The 23,484-nt window shown below is 55.3% G+C and carries 27 protein-coding genes; 12 read left to right on the top strand and 15 right to left on the bottom strand.

What is annotated here, in order from left to right:
* Positions 1 to 229: 229 nt before the first annotated feature.
* The 4 genes from ACFPLB_RS10045 to ACFPLB_RS10030 form a co-directional block, all read right to left on the bottom strand.
* Positions 230 to 946 (bottom strand): L,D-transpeptidase, encoded by a 717-nt coding sequence (locus tag ACFPLB_RS10045; protein WP_378229205.1) that lies wholly within the window; start codon positions 944 to 946, stop codon positions 230 to 232.
* A 296-nt stretch (positions 947 to 1,242) separates the two neighbouring features.
* Positions 1,243 to 1,755, bottom strand: coding sequence for a copper chaperone PCu(A)C (locus tag ACFPLB_RS10040; protein ID WP_378229204.1), 513 nt, complete (start codon positions 1,753 to 1,755; stop codon positions 1,243 to 1,245).
* Between the two features lie 63 nt (positions 1,756 to 1,818).
* A complete protein-coding gene (locus ACFPLB_RS10035; protein WP_378229203.1) occupies positions 1,819 to 2,166 on the bottom strand; it encodes a hypothetical protein in 348 nt (115 codons plus the stop codon).
* A 4-nt stretch (positions 2,167 to 2,170) separates the two neighbouring features.
* On the bottom strand, positions 2,171 to 2,398 hold the full coding sequence (locus tag ACFPLB_RS10030; protein ID WP_378229202.1) for a hypothetical protein: 228 nt from the start codon (positions 2,396 to 2,398) through the stop codon (positions 2,171 to 2,173).
* On the opposite strand from ACFPLB_RS10030, the gene mgrA reads away from it, so the two are divergent.
* Both mgrA and ACFPLB_RS10020 read left to right on the top strand, forming a co-directional pair.
* Positions 2,397 to 3,443, top strand: coding sequence for an L-glyceraldehyde 3-phosphate reductase (gene mgrA, locus ACFPLB_RS10025; protein WP_378229201.1), 1,047 nt, complete (start codon positions 2,397 to 2,399; stop codon positions 3,441 to 3,443). The two genes, ACFPLB_RS10030 and mgrA, sit on opposite strands and share 2 nt — an antisense overlap.
* Positions 3,444 to 3,526: 83 nt before the next feature.
* Positions 3,527 to 3,931: a Fur family transcriptional regulator gene (locus ACFPLB_RS10020; RefSeq protein WP_378229200.1), complete on the top strand. Its 405-nt coding sequence runs from the start codon at positions 3,527 to 3,529 to the stop codon at positions 3,929 to 3,931.
* Positions 3,932 to 4,005: 74 nt separating this feature from the next.
* Here ACFPLB_RS10020 and polA read toward each other — a convergent pair whose 3' ends face one another.
* Positions 4,006 to 6,948: a DNA polymerase I gene (polA, locus tag ACFPLB_RS10015; protein WP_378229228.1), complete on the bottom strand. Its 2,943-nt coding sequence runs from the start codon at positions 6,946 to 6,948 to the stop codon at positions 4,006 to 4,008.
* 405 nt (positions 6,949 to 7,353) lie between these two features.
* On the opposite strand from polA, the gene ACFPLB_RS10010 reads away from it, so the two are divergent.
* From ACFPLB_RS10010 to ACFPLB_RS09990, 5 genes are all read left to right on the top strand, one after another.
* Positions 7,354 to 8,739: a M20/M25/M40 family metallo-hydrolase gene (locus ACFPLB_RS10010; protein ID WP_378229199.1), complete on the top strand. Its 1,386-nt coding sequence runs from the start codon at positions 7,354 to 7,356 to the stop codon at positions 8,737 to 8,739.
* Positions 8,740 to 8,750: 11 nt separating this feature from the next.
* Complete coding sequence (locus ACFPLB_RS10005) at positions 8,751 to 9,371, top strand: ribonuclease D (protein WP_378229198.1); 621 nt, start codon at positions 8,751 to 8,753, stop codon at positions 9,369 to 9,371.
* A 48-nt stretch (positions 9,372 to 9,419) separates the two neighbouring features.
* Positions 9,420 to 9,644, top strand: coding sequence for a hypothetical protein (locus tag ACFPLB_RS10000; protein WP_378229197.1), 225 nt, complete (start codon positions 9,420 to 9,422; stop codon positions 9,642 to 9,644).
* A gap of 231 nt (positions 9,645 to 9,875) precedes the next feature.
* Positions 9,876 to 10,130, top strand: a complete 255-nt coding sequence (locus ACFPLB_RS09995) for a GlsB/YeaQ/YmgE family stress response membrane protein (RefSeq protein WP_378229196.1) — start codon at positions 9,876 to 9,878, stop codon at positions 10,128 to 10,130.
* A gap of 12 nt (positions 10,131 to 10,142) precedes the next feature.
* Entirely contained in the window at positions 10,143 to 10,289 is a 147-nt protein-coding gene (locus ACFPLB_RS09990) for a hypothetical protein (protein ID WP_378229195.1), read from the top strand.
* Positions 10,290 to 10,334: 45 nt separating this feature from the next.
* Here the strand turns inward: ACFPLB_RS09990 and ACFPLB_RS09985 are convergent, their stop codons facing one another.
* The gene (locus ACFPLB_RS09985) at positions 10,335 to 10,637 is read right to left on the bottom strand and encodes a DUF982 domain-containing protein (protein WP_378229194.1); all 303 of its coding nucleotides are present in this window, start codon (positions 10,635 to 10,637) and stop codon (positions 10,335 to 10,337) included.
* Between the two features lie 229 nt (positions 10,638 to 10,866).
* Between ACFPLB_RS09985 and ACFPLB_RS09980 the strand changes: the two genes are divergently transcribed.
* From ACFPLB_RS09980 to ACFPLB_RS09970, 3 genes are all read left to right on the top strand, one after another.
* The gene (locus tag ACFPLB_RS09980; protein ID WP_378229193.1) at positions 10,867 to 11,316 is read left to right on the top strand and encodes a universal stress protein; all 450 of its coding nucleotides are present in this window, start codon (positions 10,867 to 10,869) and stop codon (positions 11,314 to 11,316) included.
* Between the two features lie 136 nt (positions 11,317 to 11,452).
* Positions 11,453 to 13,723: a transglycosylase domain-containing protein gene (locus ACFPLB_RS09975; protein WP_378229192.1), complete on the top strand. Its 2,271-nt coding sequence runs from the start codon at positions 11,453 to 11,455 to the stop codon at positions 13,721 to 13,723.
* 64 nt (positions 13,724 to 13,787) lie between these two features.
* Positions 13,788 to 14,537 carry an SDR family NAD(P)-dependent oxidoreductase gene (locus ACFPLB_RS09970; RefSeq protein ID WP_378229191.1) on the top strand — a complete coding sequence of 250 codons (750 nt, stop codon included), beginning with the start codon at positions 13,788 to 13,790 and terminating at the stop codon, positions 14,535 to 14,537.
* 77 nt (positions 14,538 to 14,614) lie between these two features.
* Here ACFPLB_RS09970 and ACFPLB_RS09965 read toward each other — a convergent pair whose 3' ends face one another.
* Positions 14,615 to 14,794 (bottom strand): hypothetical protein, encoded by a 180-nt coding sequence (locus ACFPLB_RS09965; RefSeq protein WP_378229190.1) that lies wholly within the window; start codon positions 14,792 to 14,794, stop codon positions 14,615 to 14,617.
* 214 nt (positions 14,795 to 15,008) lie between these two features.
* Between ACFPLB_RS09965 and grpE the strand changes: the two genes are divergently transcribed.
* On the top strand, positions 15,009 to 15,614 hold the full coding sequence (gene grpE, locus ACFPLB_RS09960) for a nucleotide exchange factor GrpE (protein ID WP_378229189.1): 606 nt from the start codon (positions 15,009 to 15,011) through the stop codon (positions 15,612 to 15,614).
* 159 nt (positions 15,615 to 15,773) lie between these two features.
* Positions 15,774 to 16,406, top strand: a complete 633-nt coding sequence (locus ACFPLB_RS09955; RefSeq protein ID WP_378229188.1) for a trimeric intracellular cation channel family protein — start codon at positions 15,774 to 15,776, stop codon at positions 16,404 to 16,406.
* A gap of 52 nt (positions 16,407 to 16,458) precedes the next feature.
* Here ACFPLB_RS09955 and olsB read toward each other — a convergent pair whose 3' ends face one another.
* The 8 genes from olsB to sppA all read right to left on the bottom strand — a co-directional run bounded on the left by olsB (position 16,459) and on the right by sppA (position 23,392).
* On the bottom strand, positions 16,459 to 17,283 hold the full coding sequence (gene olsB / locus ACFPLB_RS09950; RefSeq protein WP_378229227.1) for a l-ornithine N(alpha)-acyltransferase: 825 nt from the start codon (positions 17,281 to 17,283) through the stop codon (positions 16,459 to 16,461).
* A 132-nt stretch (positions 17,284 to 17,415) separates the two neighbouring features.
* A complete protein-coding gene (locus ACFPLB_RS09945; protein ID WP_378229226.1) occupies positions 17,416 to 19,260 on the bottom strand; it encodes an ATP-binding protein in 1,845 nt (614 codons plus the stop codon).
* A gap of 18 nt (positions 19,261 to 19,278) precedes the next feature.
* Positions 19,279 to 19,797 carry a signal peptidase II gene (gene lspA / locus ACFPLB_RS09940; RefSeq protein WP_378229187.1) on the bottom strand — a complete coding sequence of 173 codons (519 nt, stop codon included), beginning with the start codon at positions 19,795 to 19,797 and terminating at the stop codon, positions 19,279 to 19,281.
* Positions 19,794 to 20,648 carry a TrmH family RNA methyltransferase gene (locus tag ACFPLB_RS09935; RefSeq protein WP_378229186.1) on the bottom strand — a complete coding sequence of 285 codons (855 nt, stop codon included), beginning with the start codon at positions 20,646 to 20,648 and terminating at the stop codon, positions 19,794 to 19,796. Before ACFPLB_RS09935 ends, lspA begins: the two co-directional genes overlap by 4 nt.
* Complete coding sequence (locus tag ACFPLB_RS09930; RefSeq protein ID WP_378229225.1) at positions 20,645 to 21,610, bottom strand: RsmD family RNA methyltransferase; 966 nt, start codon at positions 21,608 to 21,610, stop codon at positions 20,645 to 20,647. Before ACFPLB_RS09930 ends, ACFPLB_RS09935 begins: the two co-directional genes overlap by 4 nt.
* 121 nt (positions 21,611 to 21,731) lie before the next feature.
* Positions 21,732 to 22,064: a LapA family protein gene (locus tag ACFPLB_RS09925; protein ID WP_378229185.1), complete on the bottom strand. Its 333-nt coding sequence runs from the start codon at positions 22,062 to 22,064 to the stop codon at positions 21,732 to 21,734.
* Between the two features lie 3 nt (positions 22,065 to 22,067).
* Positions 22,068 to 22,352: an integration host factor subunit beta gene (locus ACFPLB_RS09920; RefSeq protein WP_378229184.1), complete on the bottom strand. Its 285-nt coding sequence runs from the start codon at positions 22,350 to 22,352 to the stop codon at positions 22,068 to 22,070.
* Between the two features lie 77 nt (positions 22,353 to 22,429).
* Positions 22,430 to 23,392, bottom strand: a complete 963-nt coding sequence (gene sppA, locus ACFPLB_RS09915; protein ID WP_378229183.1) for a signal peptide peptidase SppA — start codon at positions 23,390 to 23,392, stop codon at positions 22,430 to 22,432.
* Positions 23,393 to 23,484 lie beyond the last annotated feature (92 nt).

The raw sequence follows: 23,484 nt of genomic DNA, 5'->3' as shown, positions 1-23,484 counted from the left end.
ATGGTACTTCGTCTCAAGACGCGGGAGAGTAGGTCGCCGCCAGGTCTGCTAAACACATCAAAATCTTCTTTAAAACAGTCATGCAGAACATAATTTATTCCAATTAAAACGCCGCCCTTCGGGGCGGCGTTTTGCGTTTGGCGCAAGGTGATGAAATTGTCTCATGTTTGAAAAGGCCCGGTAACCAGATGCAGTTACCGGGCTTTTCATGAGGCTGGAGAGAAAAAACCTATAAAACGACGACCTTTGAGCCGGTGCGGACGCGCTGATAGAGGTCGATGACATCTATATTGAGCATCCGAATACAACCAGCAGAAACCGCCTTGCCAATACTGCCTGGCTGGTTTGTGCCGTGAATGCGGTAATAGGTGTCTTTGCCATCTTGGAACAGATAAAGAGCACGTGCACCCAGCGGATTTTGAGGACCGCCCTCAACGCCGTTTTCAAATTTCTTATATTGTTCAGGTGAACGCGCAATCATGGAATCTGTGGGGCGCCAACGTGGCCATTCCTGTTTCCAGGCAAGATCGGCTATGCCGCTGAAGCTGCGTCCTGCTGCACCGACCGCAACGCCATAACGCAGCGCCTTGCCATTGGGTTGAACAAGATAAAGGAAGCGGCTGGCCGGATCGACAATGATGGTTCCGGTTGGATATTCGCTTTGATAATTCACCATCTGGCGATGGAATTTTTCCGGTATTTGGGAAATATCCTGATCCGGCAGCGGGAAGCGCTCATTAGGGCGCGGGCCATGGCGCGGTGGTGTCACCAGTGCTTGTGACTGATTTTGGGCAGCCGCGGCGGGTTCAACAGGTGACAAGCCCGGTGGTGTTGGGGTCGTCTTAGTTGTCGAACAGGCAGTTAATCCTGCACAGGCAAGCAGTGCGAGTGCGCTGAATGCGCCTTGCAAAGAGCGGCGTTTTGCATTGCAGGTGATGTCGGTCATCAGCCATGAAGTCCTTTTGTCGATATGCCACCGCGCATGTTCGCAATCGGACTGGCAGAATTTTCTCTTTAAGGCAGCTTCGGAGATGAAAGAAAAGCCCACCACGCCTTAATAATTCGACTGTTGCAGATCGGCACAGCATTTTGCAGGTAAATGTGCAATCGGTTTGCATGAAAAAAGCCCGGCGTCATGACCGGGCTTTGAGTTTTTCATATAAGTGATTTTTTAGGCTTTAAGCCTTTATTTTTTACGCATGTCTTTATCTCGAAACTGGTCTCCAGTTCGAGAGACAGGTTTTAATGTGCGGAATGGTCTTTGTGATCATGAGCAGGGTCGTCGCCCATTGCATTGACCACAAACTCAACCTCGATCTCGCCAGACTTTTCAAAACTGAGCGTTGCAGCAAAGGGCTCGCCCTGCTTTGGCTGTGTTTTCAGGTCCATAAACATGAGGTGGTAGGAGCCGGGTTTCAGTTCCACCTTTTCACCCGGAGCAATTTCCAGACCGTTTGCCAGTTGGCGCATGGTCATCACGTCATTAGTGACAGCCATTTCATGGATTTCGCCTTTTTCTGAAATGTCTGATGAAACAGCAATCAGCCTGTCGGCTTCAGTTCCGTGATTGGTGATGGTGAGATAGCCGCCTGCCACCTTTGCACCGGCAGGTGTTTCACGCGACCATGGATGGCCGATTTCAAGTTCACCAAGCTTATAGCCATGGGCGCTGGCAGTTGAGGTTAACAGGCTGAAAGGCAACATGGCGGCAAGGGTAAAAGCGGCAAAGCCACGGCGGGTTAAAAGAATGGACATGAATTGTCTCCAGAAAAATTACGTAAAGAGCGTGGAAAGGGCTGACTGATCGTCAGCCCTCTTTCAGGCCATTACGGGTGGCGCGCGTGGAATGGCAGGCGAACGCTCACGCATGAAAGACAGATGATCTGGAGCGGAAGCTTTAAAACTCTGGTTTATGAAGCTGAGTGGGGCTTGCAGCGGAACAGGCGAGGGCAGGCCAGCAGGCAAGGGCGTTGCCGGAGTGCAGCCAAGCACACAGCAATGGTGCTGCATAGCGGGTGTGTGCCCCTCAGAAGGTTCGCTGATGCCTTGATGGGTGCAAATGACATTGCCAAAGGCATCGAGCTGCATGGTTTGTGGCCAGGCAGCAAGTGCGAAAGCGCCAGATACAGACTGCAGAATCAGGAACCATGCAGCGGCCAGGGCCACGGCGTTATTCCAGAGTCTTTTGCGTTTTGCCTGCATCAGGGTCAGGACCTGTTGATTTGTTTGAAAAAGCCCAGCTTTGGCCAGTCCGGGTCAAACTAACATATTGAGAGAGGCCGACAAGCAACCACTTTGTCACTGGCAGGACAGTTTTGTTGCTTTCAAACCCTCGTTTGGCTGCGGGTGCGGCCTCAGATAATTCCATCTGAGGACAAAATGCCTTAAGAGGAAGCATGACCCATATTCCTGCTCCCGACCGTTATGAAAAAATGGCCTATAACAGGTGCGGACATTCCGGCCTGAAACTGCCCGTGATTTCACTGGGCCTATGGCAGAATTTTGGTGAGACAACACCACATGCGATACGCCGGGCGCTGGTGTGTCAGGCTTTTGATCTTGGCATTACCCATTTTGATCTGGCCAATAATTACGGGCCACCCAAGGGGCAAGCTGAAACGGTTTTTGGCGAAATATTACGCACCGACCTTGCCCATCATCGTGATGAGCTCATCATCTCGACCAAGGCAGGCTACAATATGTGGCCGGGGCCTTATGGCGAATGGGGCAGCCGCAAATATCTGCTGTCCAGCCTTGACCAGAGCCTGAAACGGCTGGGGCTGGATTATGTCGATATTTTTTATTCACATCGCTTTGATCCTGAAACACCTTTGGAAGAAACCTGTGCAGCACTTGACCATGCGGTGCGCTCAGGCAAGGCGCTTTATGCGGCTATTTCCTCTTATAATGCGCAGCGCACCCGTGAAGCTGCTGCAATCCTGAAGCGCTTGGGCACACCCTGCCTGATCCATCAGCCCAGCTATTCGATGCTCAATCGCTGGGTGGAAGAGGACGGGCTTCTTGATGTGCTGGATGAACTGGGGATTGGCTCCATCGTGTTTTCCCCGTTGGCGCAGGGCATGTTGACAAGCAAATATCTGTCTGGTGTTCCTGATGACAGCCGGGTCAAAAAAGGCGGACCGCTGCGTGAATCCTTTATCACGCAAGAGACACAGGCCAATATCCGCGCCCTGAACGCCATTGCCAAGCGGCGCGGACAGACGCTGGCGCAGATGGCGCTGGCATGGGTGTTGCGGGGCGGGCGCGTCACCTCTGCCCTGATTGGGGCAAGCCGGGTTGAGCAGATCAAGGATTGTGTCGGTGCGCTTGAAAACTCGGCTTTTTCAGATGAAGAGCTGACTGAGATCGACCTTTATGCGCAAGATGCCAATATCAATTTATGGGCCGCATCTGCTGAACGGGACGGGCCGTCGCGTCAATAGGCCGTGGTGGTGAATATGTCTCATCGTCACTACATAAGAAGCAGCGCCAAGCTGTGTTCTTGGCGGGAAGATAGGGCAGGGCCATGACGACAAGAAGCAATCTGACCAAAAATCAGCGCTGGGTCTTTGAAAAGCTGGAGGCTGCCAGCGGGCCGCTCAGCGCCTATACGCTGCTGGATCAGTTGCGCGAAAAAGGGTTTCGTGCACCCTTACAGGTCTATCGGGCGCTTGATATGCTGATGAAGGAGGGGCTTGTCCACCGGCTGGAAAGCCTCAATGCCTTCGTTGCCTGTGCCGGTTCCCATGACCACAGCCATTCCATGACTGCTTTTGCCATTTGCGACACCTGCGGACAGGTGGCCGAATTATGCGATGATGCTGTCGGTCACCGGCTGGAGGAATGGGTGCAATCGACAGGCTTTGCACCCAAACATGCGGTGATTGAATTTCGTGGCCTGTGCGAAGGCTGCCGGACAAATGCAGCATGAGCCGACAGCCTGCAAGCTTTTGTTTTAACCGCATTTGTGCGACGCCAGATGGTGCCATCTGACAGCAAAATGCTTTAATGCGCCTCATCCCAATTGTGGGCAGCGCGAGCATCCACTTTCAGCGGCACAGATAAAGTGCGTGCCGGCATCGGTGCATTTTCCATCACGTTGCAAATCACCGGAATGGTGGCCTCGACCTCGTCTTCGGCCACTTCAAAGATCAGTTCGTCATGCACTTGCAAAAGCATCCGGGCAGAAAGTCCAGCTTTTTCCAGTGCCGGTTCGATGCGCACCATGGCGCGGCGGATGATGTCGGCAGCCGTGCCTTGCAGGCGCGCATTGATTGAGGCGCGTTCGTTGAAGGCGCGCACGGCAGCATTGGGAGCACGGATTTCCGGGTAGTGAATGCGCCGTCCAAAGACGGTTTCGACATAGCCGAGTTCACGCGCGGTGGCTTTGGTTTCTTCGATATAATCGCGAATACCGGGGAAGCGCTCAAAATATTTCTTGATATAGGCTCCGGCTTCTTCCCGTGAAATGGAAAGCTGGTTGGCCAGGCCAAAGGCCGAAATGCCATAGATGATGCCGAAATTGATGGCCTTGGCGCGGCGGCGTGTCTCTGAAGGCATGTTTTCTACCGGCACGCCGAACATTTCAGAAGCGGTAATGGCGTGAATATCTGCGCCTTCAGCAAAAGCCTGTTTAAGCTGGGCAATATCGGCCACATGGGCCAGCACCCGCAATTCGATCTGGCTATAGTCCGCCGAAATCAGCTTGTGGCCCTTGTCGGCGATGAAGGCGGTTCTGATCTTGCGCCCTTCAGCATTGCGCACCGGGATGTTTTGCAGATTGGGATCGGAAGAGGAAAGCCGCCCGGTGGTGGTTGCGGCCATGGCAAAATTGGTGTGAACGCGCCCGGTTTCAGGGTGAATAAAACCGGGCAAGGCATCGGTATAGGTTGATTTCAGCTTGGCAAGCTGGCGCCAGTCAACGATCTTGCGGGGCAGTTCATGGCCTTCTGCGGCCAGATCTTCGAGTAACTGGGCAGAGGTTGACCATTGGCCGGTCTTGGTCTTGCTGCCGCCGGGCAGGCCCATGCGGCCAAATAAAATGTCGCCAAGCTGCTTGGGCGAGCCGATATTGATACGCTCGCCGATCAGGGCGTAAATCTCTTCCTCGATTGCTGCTGCATTCTGGGCCAGTTCGCCTGAAAGGCGCGACAGGATTTGCCGGTCAACCAGAATGCCGCGCTGTTCCATCCTGGCCAGCACCGGAGCCAGCGGGCGTTCAAGCCGCTCATAAACAGAAACCAGCCCAGTGGCGGCCAGGCGGGGTTTTAAAACCTGCCACAGGCGCAAGGTTACATCTGCATCTTCGCCCGCATAATGCGTGGCCTTGTCGATGGCGACATTTTCAAAGCCGATGAATTTTTTGCCGGTGCCTGCCACGTCACCAAAGGCAATGGGTTTGTGACCAAGCCATTTTTCAGACAGAAAATCCATGCCATGGCCGCGCGCCGCACCACCATCGAGCACATAAGAAAGCAGCATCGTGTCGTCATAGGGCGCAATGTCGATGCCATGGCGGTTCATCACCACCAGATCATATTTCAGATTTTGCGCCACCTTGAGCACCGAGGGCGCTTCCATCAGCCGCTTTAATTGCGCCAGCACCTCGCGCATGGGCAATTGCCCTTCAACCAGCCCGCCACCCAGCAGGTCGCCTGCACCTTGCCTGTGACCAAGCGGCACATAGGCAGCCCGCCCCGGCCGTGTGGCCAGCGAAAAGCCGACCAGTTCGGCCTGCATCGGGTCCAGTGAGGTGGTTTCGGTATCGAAGGCGACAATGCCTGTTTCAAATGCCTCATCAATCCAGTCTTTCAGGGTCTGGAGATCGGTAATGGTAATGTAGGCTTCGACATCGATTTTTTCTGTGGCTGCGGCCCTGGCTCTTTGTGCCGCCAGCCGGGCAGGGGTGTCACCCTCATCCTTTTCATCTGTGTCTTGCTTTTCTGGCGTGTCTTGAACCTTGTCATCTGTTTGAGAAGAGACAATTTCCATATCCGGGCCATGCGCACTGGCACCATGTTCAACGGGAATAAAAGCAGCTTCAACTTGTGCTGCATCCGTGCCGGTTGCCTCGGCAACGCGGCGGGTCAAAGTGGTAAATTCCATGGCCTTCAAAAAGGCGACCAGTTTTGGACCATTGGAAGGTTCAAGCAAAAAATCATCCGGTGTTTCGGTAATGGGCACATCGCGCTTGAGCGTCACCAACTGACGCGAAAGACGAACCTTGTCGGTGTTTTCAAGGATCGATTGACGCCGCTTGGGCTGTTTGATTTCACCGGCGCGGGCAAGCAGCGTATCCAGATCGCCGAACTGCTCTAAAAGCAGGGCTGCTGTTTTGGGCCCGATACCGGGAACGCCGGGAATATTATCGACAGAATCGCCGGTCAGCGCCTGAAGATCGATCATTTTTTCAGGCGGCACACCCCATCTTTCAACCACCTCGGGCACGCCGATCTGGTGGTCTTTCATCGGGTCATACATGGACACAGAAGGGCTGACGAGTTGCATCAGATCCTTGTCGGAGGAAATGATGGTGGCGTCCGCACCTGCTTCTTCAGCCATATGGCAATAGGTGGCGATCAGATCGTCAGCCTCATAGCCTTCCATTTCCACGCAGGGCAGGTTGAAGGCGTGGGTGGCGTGGCGGATCAGCCCGAATTGGGGAACCAGATCTTCGGGCGGGGCCGAGCGATTGGCCTTGTATTCAGGGTAGAGATCGTTGCGGAAGGTTTTTGAGGAATAGTCGAAAATGACGGCAAAATGGGTTGCGGGATGGCCGACATCCGTGTTGCGCGCATCGCGCATCAGTTTCCACACCATATTGCAAAAACCCAGCACTGCATTGGTGGGCAGCCCGTCCGACTTGCGGGCCAGTGGTGGCAATGCGTGATAGGCGCGGAAAATATAGCCCGAGCCGTCGACAAGAAAGAGATGATCACCTTTTTTCATGGCAAAGGGATAGCGTGACTGCCCGCCGGGGTCCATCACAAAGGCATTTTATTCCGGTGGTTTTGAAAATGAGAGGCGCATCACATCTATGTTACAAAGATGTAATCCTGGTGCCCTTGAATCGCCATGTTCCAGGTTACAGATATCAGTCATCGGCAGCATTGGCCGAGATCCGGAACAGCAAGGCCCGTCCCCCGCCTTTTTCCGGATAAACGCGGCAGCCTCTCCCCCCTCTCCGGGCTGCCGCGCCGTTTGAAGCAAAGCCGCCGTGGTTCTTCCCCTCCGCCACGGCGGCGCTTCTTTATGGTTTTTCCCTTTTTTCAGGTGTGGCTGCGTCAACATTGGCCTTCCGGTTTTTGCCTGACCGCCTTAAGCTTGTGGCCTGAATCAAAAGGTCAAAATTTCATGTCCAGACTCTCTTCCGTTCTCGATCAAATCGACCAGTCACTTGATGACAGTCTTGAGCGGCTGTTTTCGCTGCTGCGTATCCGCTCGATCTCGACCGATCCTGAATTTGCCGCTGAATGCCGCAAGGGGGCGCAATGGCTGGTCGAAGACCTCAAGACAATCGGTTTTGAGGCTTCTATGCGTGACACGCCCGGCCATCCGATGGTCGTTGCCCATCATGAAGGGCCGGAAAACAGCCCGCATGTGCTGTTTTACGGTCATTATGATGTGCAGCCGGTGGACCCGCTGGACTTATGGGAGGATGATCCTTTTGCTCCGGCGCTGAAAGAAGTTGAGCCGGGCCGCAAGATCATTACCGGGCGCGGCACAGCCGATGACAAGGGGCAGTTGATGACCTTTGTGGAAGCCTGCCGTTCATGGAAGGCGGTTCATGGGGCTTTGCCCTGCCGCATCACCTTGCTGTTTGAAGGGGAGGAAGAAAGCGGCTCACCCTCGCTCAAGCCGTTTCTTGAAGCCAATGCGCAAGAGTTGAAAGCCGATTTTGCGCTGGTTTGTGACACGGGCATGTGGGACCGCGACACACCGGCCATTTCCACGGCGCTGCGTGGGCTGGTGGGAGAGGAAATAACCATTCACGCTGCGGACCGTGATCTGCATTCGGGTGAATTTGGCGGTGCGGCCGCCAATCCGATCCGCATTCTGGCGCGTATACTTGCCGATATTCATGATGAAAATGGCCGCGTGACCATTCCTGATTTTTATGAAGGTGTTGAAGAAACACCCTCTCAAGTGCTGAAATCATGGGAAACACTGGGCCAGACAGCCGAAAATTTTCTTGGGGCTGTCGGCCTTTCCATTCCCTCAGGCGAAAAGGGGCGCTCGGTTCTGGAACTGGTGTGGGCGCGCCCGACAGCCGAGTTCAATGGCATTATCGGCGGCTATACCGGCAAGGGCTTCAAGACGGTGATTGCATCGCAAGCCTCGGCCAAGGTGTCGTTTCGTCTGGTGCACAAGCAGGACCCGGCAAAAATTCGCGCCGCTTTCCGCAAATTTGTTGAAGAGCGCATTCCCGCAGATTGTTCTGTCGAGTTTCATGAACATGGTGGCTCGCCCGGTATTCAATTGTCGTATGATTCACCGTTTCTGACCAAGGCCAAGGAGGCGCTGTCGGATGAATGGCCAAAGCCTGCCGTGATGATCGCCATGGGTGGCTCCATTCCCATCGTTGGCGACTTCCAGACCTATCTGGGCATGGAATCGCTGCTGGTCGGCTTTGGCCTTTCCGATGACCGCATCCATTCACCCAATGAAAAATATGAGCTGTCTTCCTTCCACAAGGGCCAGCGCTCCTGGGCGCGTATTCTCGATGCGCTGACGAAGTGAGACCTGTATCCATGAGCACAATTCGTTTTCACAAGGGCGATCTGCCTGATCTGGCCCATTATAATGTCGATGCCGTGGCCATCGACACCGAAACGCTCGGCCTTAATCCGCATCGCGACCGGCTTTGCGTGGTGCAGATTTCACCCGGTGACGGCAGTGCCGACGTGATTCAGATTGCAGCCGGTCAGAAAGAAGCGCCAAACCTTGTTGCGCTGTTGCGCAATGAGGCGATCACAAAGCTGTTTCATTTTGCGCGTTTTGATCTGGCGGTTCTCTACAAGTCCTTTGGTGTCATGGCCGGGCCCGCATTCTGCACCAAGATCGCTTCGCGGCTGACCCGTACCTATACCGACCGGCATGGATTGAAGGATATTTGCAATGAGTTGCTGGGGGTCAGCATCTCCAAGCAACAGCAATCTTCAGACTGGGCCGCAGAAAATCTGACGCCGGAGCAGCTCGAATATGCGGCGTCCGATGTTTTATATCTGCACCAGTTGCACGATGTGCTGGCAGGCCGCCTTGCACGTGAAAACCGGGTTGATGAGGCAAACGCCTGTTTTCGCTTTTTGCCGACACGGGCAAAGCTTGACCTGATGGGCTGGGATGAAACAGATATTTTTGCCCATAGCTGAGATAACAGTCAGGTGTAGCCGATTGGTTGAATGAAAAAGGGGAAAAACATGGCTGAGCGTGAACCGATTTCCACTGCCCCCAAAGATGGCTCGCGCGTGACCGTTTACTGGACGGACAGTGACGGGGTGATGAATGAATCTCTGGCCCGCTGGGATGCAGATGATCAGGCATGGTGGGCTTATACGGATTCACGGACCCAGAAAAAGATCGAGCCTGCCACATGGCGTCCGCAAGCCGATGAGGATGAGTTTGAGGCGGGTGAGGATAGATAGTTTGCCAGCCTTTGAGGCTCTGCCTGTTTGTTTTATCCGCTTTTGTGCTTGCGTTAGATGGTTTTGTCTGTATCCACAAAATGCTCTCATGTAACGTCTGGCGGGGCCGGGCATATTCCCATACGTTGCTTGTGTTGAAACCCGCGGTTGATTCGGGACGAACGCACGTCTGTGTACCCGCATATGTGTGCAGATTTTTCTGGGTCAGCCCTTTCTCACGGAGGAAATGACGTGGCTGCTTCAGGACTTATCATCTTTTTGATTGTTGGCGCCATTGCAGGCTGGCTCGCCGGTCTGATCGTCAAGGGCTATGGCTTTGGCCTGCTTGGAAATATCGTTGTCGGTATTGTTGGTGCGTTTATTGCAGGCTGGTTATTGCCGCGTGTCGGGATTTATATTGGCGGGGATATTATCGCCAGCATCATCAATGCGGTGATTGGCGCGGTGATCCTGTTGCTTTTGATCCGGCTTGTGAAATCAGCCTGAGCAGGAACTGTCATGAACAGAAACATGCTCTATATACTCATCGGTGCGCTGATCGTCATTGTGATCGGTCTTGGCACCTATGTGGTCAGGCAAGAAACCAAGCCCAGCGGTATTGAATTAAAGATCGATGAAGGTGGCGTTTCCATCGAGCAGAACTGATATTGATGTCGTCCGCCAGAGCGGACGACATTTTTCTGGTGCCGGTCAGCCTGCTGGCGGGCGTAATGGCCAATGTCGGCCTGGCATCCGCGGCGAGGGTCCTTGATCGACCAGCAGCCGGGTGATGCGGGCAAAACCGATAAAGGATTTGCGCGCTTCTTCCGCATTCATCTGATCAGCCAGTGCCGCCATGCAGCAATTCAGGGCGCAATGATAGACGGGGCCGCGCCGAACAACCGGCCATTGATGCAGGAAGGCCAGCGCCTCGGTGACATTTTCAATATCGTGCACTGGCTGCCCCTTTCCAAGCGAGACGCGGACAGGCGAAAAGAACTGTAGACGATCCATCGCAACCTCCCTCTTGAAAGACGGATTTACAGATAATTAACTATAATGCACGAAGTCCCGTCTGGTTCCCTGTTGCGAGCTTTTGGTGTAAATATTTGCGGGAAAGTAAAGTGATTGACCTGTATCAAGGCCGTGCCAGCCCTGACCCTGGGCAAAACAGTTTTTCAGGGATACTTGCAGGTCTTGTGCAGTTCTGGTTTCTTGCTCAGGCATAATGAGAGGTTCAGCCATGTATACCCATATTCTGATTGCGACTGACGGATCGGAACTTGCCCAAAAAGGTGTTGATCACGGCCTCTCGCTGGCCAAGGCGCTTGGCGCCAAAGTGACTTTCGTGACTGTGACGGAGCCTTTTCCCATGACGGCAGGTGCTTCGGCGGCGGGCTGGGTGGCTGGCACAAATGATATTGCCCGCTATGAGCAGGGGCAGGAAGAATTTGCGACCGGCCTTCTGGCAAAAGCGCGGGCTGTTGCGGAAGGCATGGGCATTGAGACCGAAACTGTCCATGTGCCGGATCGCTGGCCTGCCGATGCGCTGGTCGAGATTGCAAATGAACGCAGCGCAAATCTGGTCGTCATGGCCTCGCATGGTCGGCGCGGTTTTCGCCGCCTGCTGCTGGGAAGCCAGACGGTTGAAGTGCTGACCCACTCAAATGTACCGGTTCTGGTTGTTCGTTAAAGCATTTTGTGAGCACAGACGATTACGTCTGACCTGATGCTCGCAGCGGGTTGTTTTGCGAGGTTAACCAGCCTTTAAATTGCCCTGACTAAACTCCACCACATCGCCATTGGTTGGGGCAGTTACGGCATCACGCATGGTGAACCGCAAAAACAGACGTATAGAACCGAGCTTTGACGAACCTGCGCGCAACAGCTCGATCGGGGGCTTTTCGCTGCGTGAGGAAGATCGTGTCGTTCCCGCACAGCGCAAGCGCAAGGCAAGTCCAAAATCCTCTTCCCGACGTCCGCCCAGAGCACGATCCGGCTCAAGGACCAGAAAAAGCAAAGCGCGCAGGCGGGGCGGCCTGTTCAGCCTTTTGGGGCGGCTGGTCTATTGGGGTTTTGTGCTGGCGATCTGGGGTGGCATCGCGGCTGCGGGACTGGTGGTTTATTATGGGGCCAGAATGCCTGCGGCCACCACATGGTCAATTCCTGACCGGGCGCCCAATATCAAGATTGTTTCGGTGGATGGGCGCCTGATTGCCAATCGTGGCATGAGCGGCGGCGAGGCTGTGCATCTGTCGGATATGTCGGCCTATATTCCAAAGGCGGTGATTGCTATTGAGGATCGCCGTTTTTATTCGCATTTTGGCATCGATCCAGTCGGGCTTGCCCGCGCCATGGCGACCAATCTCATGCAGGGCCGCTTCTCGCAAGGCGGGTCAACGATTACCCAGCAGCTTGCCAAAAATCTGTTCTTGACCCCCGACCGCACGCTGGAACGCAAGGTGCAGGAGGTGTTGCTAGCGCTGTGGCTGGAGCACAAGCACACCAAGAACGAAATTCTGGCCATGTATCTGAACCGGGTTTATTTCGGCTCGGGCGCTTATGGGGTGGAGGCTGCCTCGCGGCGCTATTTTGCCAAGAGTGCACGCGATGTGAACCTGTCTGAGGCGGCCCTTCTGGCCGGTCTGCTCAAGGCGCCTTCACGGCTGTCGCCTGCGCGCGACCCCAGGGCGGCTGAAGAGCGCTCGCAACTGGTTCTGGCGGCCATGCAGGAGGAAGGGCTGGTCAGTTCGCGCGAGATGACGCAGGCCATGAGTGCGCCAGCAGCGCGCGTGCCTTCCTATTGGACCGGTTCGGAAAATTATGTCGCCGATACAATCATGGAAGAATTGCCAACCCTGATCGGCGAGGTTCAGGGTGATATTGTGGTTGATACCACCATCGACCTTGACCTTCAAAAACAGGCTGAAAAATCAATCCGTCGACTGATTGGCGAAAATGGCAAGACGCTTGATGTCAGTCAGGGTGCGCTGGTGTCGATCGACAATTCCGGTGCGGTGCGGGCCATGGTGGGCGGCTATGACTATTCCACCAGCCAGTTTGACCGGGCCTCCGAAGCGCGCCGCCAGCCGGGTTCTGCCTTCAAGCCGTTTGTGTATGTGGCGGCATTGGAAGCAGGCCGCACACCTGACAGCGTGCGCAATGATGCGCCAATCCAGATCGGCAAATGGAAGCCGGTCAATTATGGCGGCAAATATTATGGCAAGGTTACGCTGGCGACAGCGCTTGCCCGGTCGCTGAATTCGGTTGCTGCTCAACTGACCATGGAAGTGGGGCCGGAAGCGGTGATTGAGGTTGCCAACCGTCTTGGTGTGCGCTCGCAATTGCAAAAAAATGTGTCGATTGCGCTTGGCACTTCGGAAGTGACCCCGCTGGAACTGACGGCTGCTTTTGTGCCCTTTGCCAATGGAGGGTATCGGCCACAGGTGCATTTTGTGCGCCGGGTGGCAACCGCCAAAGGCAAGGTCTTGTATGATTATGCCGGTGGTGGCGCACCGCGTGTGCTCAAGCCGGAAATTGTGGGCATGATGAATTCGATGATGGCGGGAACGGTGGAAAGTGGCACAGCGCGCAAGGCGGCCTTTGCCTGGCCATCCGCGGGCAAGACCGGTACCAGCCAGAATTCGCGTGATGCGTGGTTTGTGGGCTATACGGCCAACCTGACCACCGGTGTGTGGTTTGGCAATGATGATGCAAGGCCGATGAAGAATGTGACGGGTGGCGCGCTGCCTGCACAAGCCTGGCATGAATTTATGGTGGCGGCCCATGAAGGGGTGCCTGTTGCGCGACTGCCGGGTGAGCGGTGGATGCCGGGCGCAGTCCCACAACAGCCGTCTGTAGCAATCGGCAACCCGGAAAAGCCGAAAAATCCGGTCAATTCGACGGGGCCGTCATCGGTCGTATCGCCCCGGCCTTCTGCGCCTGTGGCCAGTGGCGGACAACAAAATGCTGCACGCCCTGTCATGCCCTCGGATCGGGGGACAACGGCTTCGGTCAGACGCCCCGTACCGCCCGGTGATGTTGGGGGGCCGATGAAGAAGGGGCCCGCCTCCATTCTGGACATATTGACTGGAGGGTGAGATAGCTACCTATTGCAGGTTCCAGAACTTGCAGTGTATTTCCTTTGAACGGACCGGATTTTTCATGACCGAGATCGATACCAGAAAAATCATTGTTTTAACGGGCGCCAGCCGCGGTATCGGCCATGCAACGGTAAAACGCTTTTCTTCGGAGGGCTGGCGCGTCATCACCTGTTCGCGGCAGGATTTTTCCGACAATTGCCCCTGGCCTGCCGGGCCTGAAGATCACATCAAGGTTGATCTGGCGGACCCCGAAGATGTTGGCATTGCGGTTGCTGAAATTCGGCATCGGCTGGAAAAACATGACGGCAAGCTGCATGCGCTGGTCAATAATGCCGGTATTTCGCCCAAATTGCCCGGAGCCAAACGCATGAACTCGCTTGAGACGCCGATGCATGTGTGGCGAGATGTTTTTCAGGTGAATTTTTTTGCCCCCATCATGCTGGCGCGTGGCCTGTTCAAGGAACTGGTGGCAGCGCAAGGCTCGGTGGTCAATGTTTCGTCCATTGCCGGGACACGGGTGCATCCTTTTGCCGGAACCGCCTATGCTACCTCAAAGGCTGCCCTTGGCTCCCTGACACGTGAGATGGCCCATGATTTTGGGCCGCATGGCATTCGTGTCAATGCCATTGCGCCGGGTGAAATCGACACATCGATCCTGTCTCCGGGCACGGAAAAGCTGATTGAGACCATTCCGTTGCGACGGCTTGGGACAATGGAGGAAGTGGCCGATATTATCTACTTCCTGTGCTCGACCCAATCTTCTTATGTGACCGGTTCTGAAATCCACATCAATGGCGGCCAGCACGTCTGACGTCGCGCATGCGGCTAAAGCATTTTGCAGCCAGATGGAATCATCTGGCGTCGCATAAATGCGGCTAAAACAAGAGATTACTGCATTTCACGCTTTTCCAGCCTGTCCAGAAGCTTTTGCAGATGTTGCGGGATCTCTTTTGTCACCTTGAAAGAGGGCATGGAAAGCAAAAGGCCATGTGTTGCAGGGCTGCGTATCTGCTTTTGGATTGTTGTTGCCAGCTTTTGGCGTGCTGCTATTTCGCCTTTTCGGGTCATCGTTCTAAAATCCTGTTGGTTTGAGAACTCCCTGCAAGCGGCTCTGGTTCCTTGTTGAAATCCTGCCTGTGCTCAAGTTCAGGTCAACAAGGTAAAGTTTGCGTTAAATGAAGCTGGCAACATGCCTGTTGCAGGGTTGCCAGCCCTTGATTTTTGGTTGTCGAAGCTCGATATCGGGCGCAACCATGCTGTTTGAAGAAATGGAAACTTGACCATGAATGACCAGGCCGAAGATGCACACGTGCCCGAAGAGCTTGAAAATGTCGAAGCCCATGAAGAAGGTCCTGCTGAAGTTGCGGCAGATGATTATGAAGCGCTCATGCGGCTGATGCAGGAAAATGAAGAACTGAAGGACAAGGCGCTTCGCGCGGCTGCCGAGGTGGAAAACATGCGCCGCCGTGCCGCGCGCGATGTGCAGGATGCGCGTGCTTATTCCATCGCCAATTTTGCCCGCGATATGCTCACTGTCGCCGATGATCTTCAAAGGGCGCTGGACGCCATTCCTGAAGAGGCGAAGGCTTCGGGTGATGCCGGCTTCAAGGCCCTGATCGACGGCGTTGACATCACCGCGCGTGGCTTGCTGACAACTCTGGAGCGTCACGGTGTCAAAAAGCTGGCGCCGGAAGGCGAGAAATTTGATCCGAACTTCCATGAAGCCCTGTTTGAGATTCCTGATCCGCAAGTTGTGGCCGGGACGGTGTTGCAGGTTGTCCAGACTGGCTATTCGATAGGCGATCGTGTTCTTCGTCCGGCCAAGGTCGGTGTTTCCAAGGATGGGCCCAAGGCCGTCAAGCCGGACAATGAAGACACGCAAGGCTGAGGGTGCTTATCAGAGCGCCCTGCATTCTGCTGGACGCATAAAGGGCGCTCTCAACTATTTGTTTTAACCGTATTTGTGCTTGCGTCAGGCGTAACCGCCTGACGCAAAATACTAAAGAAAGATGTGTTTACACCCTGTTTGCTGGAGCAGATAGAGGCAATGGATCCCGTTCTTTTTCTTGATTATTGCGGTGTTGCCGTGTTTGCGGCAGCCGGCGCGCTGGCGGCCTCACGCAAGCAGATGGATATTATCGGTTTCCTTTTCCTTGCGGGCGCAACCGGGGTGGGCGGCGGTACATTTCGCGATCTTATTATGGGCGTACCGGTTTTCTGGATGGTCAATCATGACTATGTGCTGATCTGGACTGCCACGGCCATTCTGGTTTTCTTTACCGCCCACCGGGTTGAATCCCGTTACAAGCTTTTATTGTGGCTGGATGCTCTGGGACTTGCCGCTTTTGCAGTGATGGGGGCGGCAAAGGGCCTGTCTGTGACCGGCTCGCCGATCATTGCCATTATCATGGGCGTGCTGACCGCTACTTTTGGCGGCATATTGCGCGATCTTCTGGCCGGAGAACCTTCTGTGCTCTTGCGCCCGGAAGTCTATATAACGGCGGCAGTGGGCGGAGCCAGTGTCTATACGCTGGGTGAACTGGCTGGCATGCCGTTGTTGTTTTGCCAGCTTGGCGGCTTTTTGGTTGCTTTTGTGATCAGGGGAGGGGCGATCCGCTTTGGCTGGCGCATTCCCCGCTATAAAAGCCGTCCCGGCCGTCGCCCTGAAGATATTCCTTAAAGCCTGATCTTATCCGAAAAGTCTGCAACTTTTCTAAGATGATGTTCTAATTTCATGCGGTGGCGCAAGGCTGGTTGGTGCCGCCATAATAGCTGATATAGCGGGCGGCAATTTCCTTCACCGGCATGACAATAAAAATATCCACGGTTGCGAAATCATGATCAATGACGCAGCCATTGCCCACCCGTGCACCAACGCGCAGATAGGCCTTCACCAATGGCGGCATGGCGGCAATTGCCGTTTTTGCAGTCACAGCCTCGATGGGGATCAACTTCATGGGCTGGTAGCGTCCGGCGACAGCGCGCACATCCCATTCATGCGAGGCGCGGCAATGATGCGCCAGATAGGTCAGCGCCTCGGCATGGGCGGAAGGATCGGTGCCCGAAAAGGACGCACACCCTACCATCACATCAATATTATAGTGGTTGAGATAGGCCCAGATGCCTTGCCATAAGGCCTCGATGCTGCGCCGGGAGCGATATTCGGGCAGGACGCAGGAACGGCCAAGTTCGAGAAAACGCTGCTGTGGATGGCGGGCGGTAAGGCGGTTCAACTCAAACTCGCCTTCTGAATAAAAGCCACCGGCAGCTTGCGCCATATCCTGGCGCAGCAGGCGGTATGTGGCGACGATGCGCTGATGGTCGGGGCCGCCCAGTTCATGGTCAAGCACCAGAAGATGATCGCAAAGCGGATCAAAGCGGTCGCTGTCATAGCGGTTGATATGCTGCAAGCCCGGCCGTGCGCCAAGTTCATCATAAAAGATACGATACCGGATTTTTTGCGCGGCTCTGATCTCGGCTGGATTACGGGCCAGCCGTACTTCAAGCGAACCGATCCGGCCTAAAGTGCCGGTCAGGGCGGAGATTTTACATCCGATTGCGGGGCCGGAAACATGGTCAAGGCCAGTGTGACCTTGTGATAGCCTGACTGTCTGCACGGGCTTTCTCCTACGTGCCATCCCTTATGGCGCGGGATACGATGATGGTGCAACAAGATTGTGACAGAAGTGTCATTTGGCAAAAGCCTGCTTGTGCACAAGCGTGGCAAGTTCTTCAGGATCAAGCGGTTTGGTCAGAAAGCCGGTCGCGCCATGGGCAAGCACGGCATGGCGTGTTGTTTCCTGATTGTCGGCCGACAGCACCAGAATCGGTATGTGCGACAGGCCATATTCTGCTTCATGGCGTCTGATATGGGCAATTGCCTCCATCCCATCCATCACCGGCATGTGAAGGTCCATCAGCACCACATCATAAGGCTGCTGGTCCCTTGACGCATGAAATGCCTCGACGGCTTCCGTGCCCGAGCGCACGAGCCTGATGCTGTGTCCATATCTGGCAAGGCCGGCACGAACCAGCAGGGCGTTGATTTCATTGTCCTCGGCAATCAGGATGTTCAGGTGTTTCTCCCCTTCACCGGGGCGGGTGACATATTCGCGGGGATCGGGTTTTGATGTGGTGGCGGGGTCACTGGTCAGCAGCACCCGCAAAAGAGTTTCACTCCGCACCGGGCGGGCAAGGAAATTTTCGTAACCGCGGCTGCGATAGTTGACAAGCCGGCCGCGATCATCGGGAGCAATCAGCGTGATGGCCCGGCTTGTGGCCAGACCGTTTTTGCGCAGCCTGTGCAGCAAGCCGCTGTCTTGTTTTTCAAGCCCGGCATCGATCAGCAGCGTATCACAGCCTTGCGCCAGGGCTGTTGCTTTTGCCCATGTGTCAGCAATTTCGACTTGCCCTGCCTGCATCTGAATGAAGCGGGCGATAAGTTCTGCCTCAACCTTGTGGGGGGAGAGGATCAAGATCTTGCGTTGTGCAAGCATGTCGGTGCTGCTGTGCAAAGGAGGACCGGCATTGGCAATGGGAAGCTCAAAGGTAAATGTGCTGCCTTTGCCTTGTGTGCTGGAGACGCGCAATGTGCCGCCCATGGCCTGAGCAAGACGGCGCGAAATGGCCAGCCCCAGTCCTGTGCTGTCATATTTGTGGGTTGGGGTGCTGTTGCTCCGTTCAAAATCGTCGAAGATGCGTTCCAGATCGCTGTGCGGTATGCCCGGTCCGGTGTCACAGACGGTAAAGCAGATGCGGTCGTCAGCCTCATGTTGCTGACGGGTGATGACCAGTGCAACACCGCCCTTTTCGGTAAATTTGATCGCATTGCCAAGCAGATTGAGCAAAATCTGGCGTACACGGCCCGGGTCGGCAATGATTGTTTCGGGCATATCGGCCGCAACAAGGCAGCCAATGCCGATATTGCGCGCATAGGCGCGCGGCGCCAGCAGTTCCACGATCGTGTCGGCCAGTTCGCGCAGCAAGACGGGCTGTGGTTCAGGATCAAACCGTCCGGCTTCGATTTTGGTATAGTCGAGCAGATCGTCAATCAGGGCCAGCAGGGCCGCCGCCGAGGTTGAAACGGCATTGACATAGGTTTGTTGCTCCGGCGACAGTCTGGTGTCGGAAAGCAATCTGGCCATGCCCATAATGCCATTCATGGGCGTACGAATTTCATGGCTTACGGTTGCCAGAAAACGGGATTTGGCCTGATTGGCCAATTCGGCCTGCTCACGGGCAAAAACCAGTGCGGCTTTTGCTTTGGTTTTCTGGTGAAGCCAAATAATGCCAAGCCCCACCACAGCTATGCTCAGGCCAAGATAGCCCGGTGCGCCCGCCAGATAGACCAGTCCGGCAGAGAGAAGAATGATGAGGCTGGCTGCAAGGGGCAGGCCATTGACCGGCCATGAGGAGGGGGTGCCGGTAAATCTGTATGCCCGTGATGCTGCGCTTGCGCACGCGCGGCTTAAGGTGGCGGGCTTTTTTGCCTTTTTTGTTTCTTCGGCTTGTTTTTCAGCAGGCTCCGCCATCATGCGCTTCAATGGTACTTGCTAAAATGTCGGAGGGGGTGGCTGGCGTCGCCAGGTGATGAATTCTTCAAGCACGACCATTGCCGCACCCACACTGATAAAGGCATCAGCCAGATTAAACACCGCAAATGACCAGCTTTGTGTGTGAAACAGAATGTAATCGACAACATGGCCATAGAGGACACGGTCAATCACATTGCCTATTGCGCCGCCAAGAATGAGCGCAAAGCCAAGGCGGGCAAAAATCTGGTGAGGTTCGCTGCGAATGGCCATATAGACGATGAAGGCGCTGACGGCGAGGGAGAGGACAATCAGACCGGTGTCGCCAAAGGATGACAGCATGGAAAAGGCAATGCCGGTATTAAAAGTGCGAAACAGCGCCAGAAACGGCAAGATGTCGATCTTTTCCTGAAAGGGAAGGCTGGTTTCCACCCCATATTTGATCCACTGGTCGAGCACGATGGCAAGAAGGGCCAGCACGGCATAAAAAGCCAGTGATTTTCCTGCACCCGGGTTTTTTGATGCTGCATTTTTATTCACTGTGCAGCCTCCTCCAAAGCCAGCGCATGGCGGCGGATTTCAAACAGCATCACCCCGGTGGCAACGGCCAGATTGAGCGAATCGGCGCGGCCTGCCTGTGGAATGCGCAGCAGTCTGTCGCAGCTTTGCGTCAGATTGCCAGGCAGGCCCTGTTGTTCATTGCCCATCATGAGCAGGACCGGCTTGCCTGAAAAATCGACTGAACGATAATCAACCGCCCCTTTCAGATGGGTGCCTGCGACAAGGCCGGAAAAACTCTTGCGCCAGCCAAGAAAAGCCTCGACGCTGGTTTTGGCAATTGGCACGGCAAAGATTGAGCCCATGGTGGCGCGCACCGTTTCCAGTGAAAAGGGATCGGTGGTGTCGCCAACAAGGATGACGCCTTTTGCGCCAACAGCATCGATTGTGCGGATAATTGTGCCCAGATTGCCGGGATCGCGTACCCGGTCCAGCGCTACCCACACATCGCCATTGGCAGGGAAAATGTCTTTGAGCGGCACAAGGCGCTGGGTAAATACCCCCACCACCATCTGCGGATTGTCGCGTCGGGTGATGGAGGCGAGGATTTTTTCTGAAACCTCCAGAATATCGCCACCGGCGGCAACGGTGCGCGCCGCTATTGTTTCGATGGCCGTATTGCCGCGTCCTGTTTTGGCAAAGATCAGCGTGCGGATTTCCCAGCCAAGATCGAGTGCGTCGATGACCAGCTTGAGCCCTTCGGCCATGAAGGCGTTGTTTTGATCGCGGAATTTTTTCTGCGCCAGTGCCTTGATGTCTTTTACCAGCGGATTGGAAAGGCTGGTGACTTGCTTGACCCGGCCAACCGGGCGGCGTTTTTCATATTCGCTCATTTGGCGACCCATCTGGAAAAGAGCGAGGTGGAAAGCGCCCGATCTGCCGATTTTTCGCGGATGATCAACTCGCCGGATTCTACAGTCCCGCCCTTGCCTGCAAAAGTATCGCGCATGAGGGTGTGAATGGCAAAAAAGGAGGCGCGGATCGAGTAGGCCGTCAGCACGACGGCCAGTGGCTTCGGTGTCAGGATCGAGCGGCAGATATCGGCAAGCGCGGGCAAATGCTCAAAGAGTTGCCAGACCTCGCCCTTGGGGCCACGGCCATAGGCGGGCGGGTCAAACAGGATGATGTCATAGCGGCTGCCGCGCCGCTCTTCGCGCTCGGCAAATTTCATGGCGTCTTCGACAATCCAGCGGATCGGCTTGTCGGCAAGGCGGGCGACTTCCTGATTTTCGCGAGCCCAGCCAATGGCTTTTTTCGAGGCATCGACATGGGTGACTTCAGCCCCTGCACGTGCTGCAACCAGAGAGGCCAGTCCCGTATAGCCAAACAGATTGAGCACTTTAACGGGTCGCCGGGCATTTTCGATCAGGCCCGCCATATGGTCCCAGTGCGACCCTTGCTCGGGAAACACGCCAACATGGCGAAACGAGGTGAAGCGGCCAAGATAATCGATGCCGTCATGTTTCATGGGCCATGTTTCGCCCAGTAGATTGCGTGGAAAGTGCCAGCGCCCCATGCCTTCTTCGTCCGTATTGCCGGTGAAAACGGCATCAGCGCACTGCCATTCCCTGTCGGGCAGGGCCGGGCGCCAGATTGCCTGCCCTTCAGGGCGCACGATGCGGTAGGGACCATATTGTTCCAGCTTGCGGCCATCACCACTGTCAAGAAGCGCATAGTCGGCACCGGGTGTGACCTCTAAAATGACCGGCAGATTTTCCGCAGGCAGCAAGCCTTCCCGGCGCTTGGGCTGACGCCTGGGCGTAGCAGAGCTGTCGCGCTCCCGCTCCCGCTCCATGCGCGGTCCTGCCTCTTTGCTTTTGTTGCGGGTGGCTTTCAAGCGGATGCTCCGGTCAAATATGTTGCGCTTTTGCCGCTGCCCGCAACATGCTGAGCCTGGTGTTCGGAGCTTTGCAGGCTCAGTTCGACCGATGCGGAAGGGCTGTGGTGTTTATGGCAGAAGCGGGGCTTTTGGCAGCCTGTTTCAGGCTTTCGGCCTCGATGGTGCGCTGGCGGGCCAGTTTACGATAGCGGCCCTGTTTCCACCAAGTTGCAAGACTGCCGATCACCATGCCAAGGGCGATTGCGATAAACAGATAGACAAAAAACGGCAGCGTATAGGTCAGCGCCGGATTGCCGGGATTGAATGGATCAACCGTAAAGGCGACCGGCGCACGATTGGCGACAGCCAGTGCAATCAGTACAATGGCTAGCGGCACAAAAACAAGGACAAGAGTGATGCGATTGAACATCTTCTATGCCTGTTCATTAAGCCTTTCACGCAATTCCTTGCCGGTCTTGAAGAATGGGACCCATTTTTCCTCAACCTCGACAGTCTCGCCGGTGCGTGGATTGCGTCCGGTGCGGGCAGGTCGGTTCTTCACCGAAAAGGCACCAAATCCACGCAGTTCCACACGGTTGCCCTCGGCGAGCGCATCGGTGATTTCGTCAAAAACGGCGCTGACGATATTTTCGACATCGCGTAAGAACAGATGCGGGTTGCGTGAAGCGATGATTTGCACGAGTTCGGATTTGATCATGCGGCTGGTTCCCTTGAAAGTATCCGGTCAAATATGCAAATGATTTTATTTGGTTTTTTCATTCAGCACTCAAACTGTCAAGGGTGCCATTGCGACACCAGCCCGTCAAGGAATAGTCGTTCCATCCCCGTTTCGCGGCCTATTTCGTGAATGAGATCGCTGTTTTGTTCCGGCAGGCCAAGAAAACGCGCCACCATGCGGCCCAGCGCCTTGGACCATAACAGGCTTCTGGCGCCTTCCGGAGGCTTCCATTCAATGACCTTCAGATCAGCGGCGATGCCCTGGTTTTCCAGCCAGGCTACGGCTTCCTCTTCGCCGCCCAGCGCATCGACCAGATGGTTTTCAAGCCCTTGCCTGCCGGTGAAAATGGAGCCGTCCGCCAGTGCCAGCACCTGTTGCCGCGGCATGGCGCGGCGCTCGGTCACCAGATCGACAAACCAGTCATAGCTGTCCATGATAAGAGCGCGGATCATGGCGCGCTCGCTCTCATTGGTAGGCTTGAAAGGCGAGGGCGCGGCCTTGAGAGGTGAGGATTTGATCTCTTCGAGCTTGATGCCGATCTTGTCCATCAGGCCGCTCATATCCGGATATTGCATCAAGACACCGATCGAGCCGACAATCGAGGACTGGCGTGCAACAATATGATCGGCAGCGGCGGCAATCATATAGCCGGCTGATGCCGCCAATGTGTCTACTTGCGCCACCACCGGCTTTTTGGCGGCAATTTTGCGGATGGCCTCATAGATTGATTCGCCCCCGGTCGTGGTGCCGCCCGGGGAATTGATCTGGACAATGAGAGCTGCCACGCGTGGGGATTGGCGAATATCATTGAGCCGCTCCAGCAGCTTGTCGTCCACAGTAATGGTGCCTTCGATCTTGACCTTGGCGATATGAGGGCCGGTCCCTGGCCCGTCATTGCGCAGCCACAGGCCAAGAGCGGTAAACCCCAGCGCAATGGCGATGACAAAAAGTGCGCGCCAGAAGGTCAGCTTTCGCCGCAATCTGCGCCGGTCGATCAAGTCATCGGCTCTATATGCCATGCTGGTGTCCAGTTCTGTAAGAAATATGGTTCCTGTTTAGAGCATTTTTCTGTCAGATGGAATTATCTGGCGTCGCACAAATGCGCTCTTGG

The sequence above is a fragment of the Aquamicrobium segne genome, assembly GCF_042656785.1.
GTDB classification, from domain to species: Bacteria; Pseudomonadota; Alphaproteobacteria; order Rhizobiales; family Rhizobiaceae; genus Mesorhizobium; species Mesorhizobium segne.
The sequence above is the reverse complement of the archived record's forward strand: the minus strand, read 5'-3'. Positions and strand labels throughout refer to the sequence as shown.